Consider the following 3,322-nt stretch of genomic DNA (forward strand, 5'->3'; position numbering starts at 1 on the left):
CGTTAGCGTAGCCCGCAGCACGCCGACCTTGTGGGCATGAGCGCAGCGAAACGCCCACAAGGGCACGCCCAAAAAATAGAAAATTTATCGTTTTTGAATATACTCCTCTATAATCGCATCACTAACCCCCATTTTGCTAAAACCTCCATCATGATAAATGTTTTGCATTGTAATCTTACGTGTCAAATCACTGAACAGAACCACACAAAAATCGGCACAGTCCTCCGCAGTAGCATTACCTAATGGGGACATTTTGTCAGCATATTGAAACATCTCCTCAAAACCCTCTATACCTGAGCCTGCCGTAGTTCTTGTAGGAGATTGAGACACTGTGTTTACCCTTACCCCTAAACTTACCCCCAATCTATATCCATAACTGCGAGTAATAGACTCTAACAAGGCCTTGGCATCTGCCATGTCGGAATACTTAGAAAAAATGCGCTGCGCTGCAATGTAAGTCAAAGCTACTATGCTAGCGTTGCGATTGAGTACCTCTGTTTTTTCTGCTACATGCAGCATTTTATGCAAAGAAATAGCAGAAATATCGAGCGTTTTGTAATAAAAGTCGTAGTCTAAATCATTATAGGGTTTATTTTTGCGAATGTTAGGAGACATGCCAATAGAGTGCAGCATAAAATCAATTTTACCAAACTTTTGCTTAGCTGCTTCCATAAGCTTTTTAAGGTCATCTAAGCTTGTTGCATCTGCGGGTATAACTTCGGTTTGACATTTTTCAGCTAGCTCTTTGATTTTACCTAAGCGCATAGCCACAGGAGCATTTGTAAGTAAAATTTCTGCGCCTTCGGAATAAGCTTTTTCAGCTACTTTCCACGCAATAGAGCTTGGGTCCAAAGCACCAAATATGATGCCTTTTTTACCTTTTAATAGTCCGTATGCCATAATTTAACTGCTGAATGGGTGCAAAAGTAGAAAAATATTGACTTTTGAATAGCAATTTTTGCAAAAAATACAAAAGCAGAATACGAATAGTGCGGTTACTTCGTTATGTTATACCAATATTTTAAGATTGCAATTTCTTCTTCGGTTAAAGTTAGGTTGCGTCGTTGGTACATAGCTCGGGCTGTGTCTATAAGTTTTTCTATATCATACCTTTGAAAAGATGCTGCGCTGCCCCAAGAAAAATCGGGAATATACTTGGGCGGAAAAGCAGCATCAAACACATTGCAACCTACACCTACTACGGTTCCTGTGTTGAACATGGTATTTATACCTGATTTAGAATGATCGCCCATGATTAAACCGCAGAATTGAAGGTTTGTAGCAATAACACCTTGTTTTTCATAGTTCCAAGCGTTGATTTTGCTGTAATTGTTTTTTAGGTTAGAAGTATTTGTATCTGCACCTAAATTACACCAACTGCCAATTACTGAATTGCCTACATAGCCATCATGTGCTTTATTAGAGTAGCTCATAAAAATACTGTTGCTTACTTCGCCCCCTATTTTACAATATGGACCTATTGTGGTATCCCCATACATTTTAGCGCCCATTTTTAAGACTGAACCTTCACATAACACAAAAGGACCTCTTATTACGGTTCCTTCCATAATTTCCGTATTTTTACCAATGTAGATAGGTCCTTCGGAAGCATTTAATACTGCTGCATAGACTTTTGCGCCCTTTTCTATGTAAATGTTTTCAGGTTCGTACATGCGAGTATAAGGGTCCACAGGTACAGGAATATAATCTCTTGGCACAAGGTCATTAAAATCCTGTATTATTACTTTGTGATTGTGTGTAAAGAGGTCCCAAGGATAATGAATATAAATCAAAGGCTCTTCTGTGTATTCTATCTTTTCAAAATGGTAGAACATTCCTTTGGGTAAGGTTTGTTGCAAGTCTTGATGAAAAAATTCAGTAGGAACATTTGCTGCTACAATTTCCTCTTGATAAATTAAAGCCTGATTAGGTTTTAACTGTTTAATGTGGTAGACTAGTTTGCGCGTAGGAATAAACTTCCCATTAACTAATGTGGAAGGAGTAGCAGTAAGTTTTCCATACTTTTGAAAAAGGTAGCTTCTGCAAGTAGTACAAAGGGTTTCGCCAAAATAACGATGCCATTTTTCAATGATAGTATCTATTCCGATACGAAGGTGATACACAGGTTTCAAAGCAGTCAAAGGTAGTAGGCTGACAGCGCTGTGGTCTTCAAAAAGAATGTATGACATAGGCTTTATAGATACTTTTTGAAAAAAGAATCTGTTTTGGCAAAATAGGTTTTAGCAGATAGGTGTAAAATGTTGAAGTGTCCAGCGTTAGGCACTTTCCACAGAGTTTTGGGATTATTTGCATTCAAATATACATAATTACTTCTTGCAAAAGGCACATCTGTGTCATTTTCTGATAGAATAAAGAGGGTAGGAACGCGCACTTTTTTAATATCTCGGACTATATCTACCTCATTCATTTTGAATTTAGCTTGTTTTTCTGTGGCTTTAGCCACAAGGGGGTACATGATATCGCTTAGAACGCTAAGTATTTTTCGCCCATAGTCCCGCGTCGCTGAACGCAAGTCTTTGTAAGGATTTTGCAACACTAGGGCTTTAATGTTAGTATCCATAGTAGCAGCTTGTATAGCAATGGAAGCGCCCATAGAAAGCCCTAAAATACCAATACTTTTGACTTCTTTTCTTTGTTTGAGGTATTTTATCATTGCCAGTACGTCATATTTTTCGTGGTATCCGTAGGTGCAGAATTTACCTGTACTTAGTCCGTGTGCACGTTGGTCTACAAGCAGAGTGTTGTATCCTAAACTATCGTAGTATTTTGCCATAGAAATCAAGTTCCATTTACTTTGACCTACATCGTGCAAAATAATTAAGGTTTTACCTGTGGTATCTTTTTTTGTTTTTGTGAACCATCCTTTGAGTTTAACTACACTATCGGCAGGTAAAGCATAAGGAAGTGGGCTTCGGGAAATAATTTCAACCTCTTCTGCATCAAGTTTAGCTTCTTTGGGGTGCATGAAAAAGGCACGTTCGTACACTCGTTCGTGTTCGCGGATAGTATTTGGTGTAATGCGTTGAGGTACTAATATTGCCTGCGCTCCAATTTGTGGGGAAACAATGACTGCTGTAACTAAAATCACTCCTACTAAAACGAACATTAAAATAATAGCAGCTCGCATATATGCACACAACTTTGTGTAAGCAAAAATAGTTTTTTTTGACCTATTACAGTGCTTTTATTGGTTTAGCGAAGGAATTTTTGTAGTTTAAGATTGCTTTTTGGGCGTGCCCCTTGCTGCGCAAGGGTCGGGGCATTCCGCACTACGCTTCGCTTCGGTACTTCGCTGCGCTTC

General features: G+C 38.8%; 3 protein-coding genes. All 3 read right to left on the reverse strand.

What is annotated here, in order from left to right; all coding sequences use genetic code 11:
- Nucleotides 1-84 precede the first annotated feature (84 nt).
- The 3 genes from NZ519_13215 to NZ519_13225 all read right to left on the reverse strand — a co-directional run bounded on the left by NZ519_13215 (nt 85) and on the right by NZ519_13225 (nt 3,148).
- The gene (locus NZ519_13215) at nt 85-900 is read right to left on the reverse strand and encodes an enoyl-ACP reductase (protein ID MCS7029713.1); all 816 of its coding nucleotides are present in this window, start codon (nt 898-900) and stop codon (nt 85-87) included.
- A gap of 95 nt (nt 901-995) precedes the next feature.
- Nucleotides 996-2,189: a GlmU family protein gene (locus NZ519_13220; GenBank protein ID MCS7029714.1), complete on the reverse strand. Its 1,194-nt coding sequence runs from the start codon at nt 2,187-2,189 to the stop codon at nt 996-998.
- Between the two features lie 5 nt (nt 2,190-2,194).
- Nucleotides 2,195-3,148, reverse strand: a complete 954-nt coding sequence (locus NZ519_13225) for an alpha/beta hydrolase (protein ID MCS7029715.1) — start codon at nt 3,146-3,148, stop codon at nt 2,195-2,197.
- Nucleotides 3,149-3,322 lie beyond the last annotated feature (174 nt).

This window comes from Bacteroidia bacterium (genome assembly GCA_025056095.1).
Taxonomy (GTDB): domain Bacteria; phylum Bacteroidota; class Bacteroidia; order JANWVE01; family JANWVE01; genus JANWVE01.

Bases quoted from the DNA above. Each gene is read 5' to 3' on its own strand.
- NZ519_13215 (MCS7029713.1), bottom strand. From the start codon at position 900: ATGGCATACGGACTATTAAAAGGTAAAAAAGGCATCATATTTGGTGCT.
- NZ519_13220 (MCS7029714.1), bottom strand. From the start codon at position 2,189: ATGTCATACATTCTTTTTGAAGACCACAGCGCTGTCAGCCTACTACCT.
- NZ519_13225 (MCS7029715.1), bottom strand. From the start codon at position 3,148: ATGCGAGCTGCTATTATTTTAATGTTCGTTTTAGTAGGAGTGATTTTA.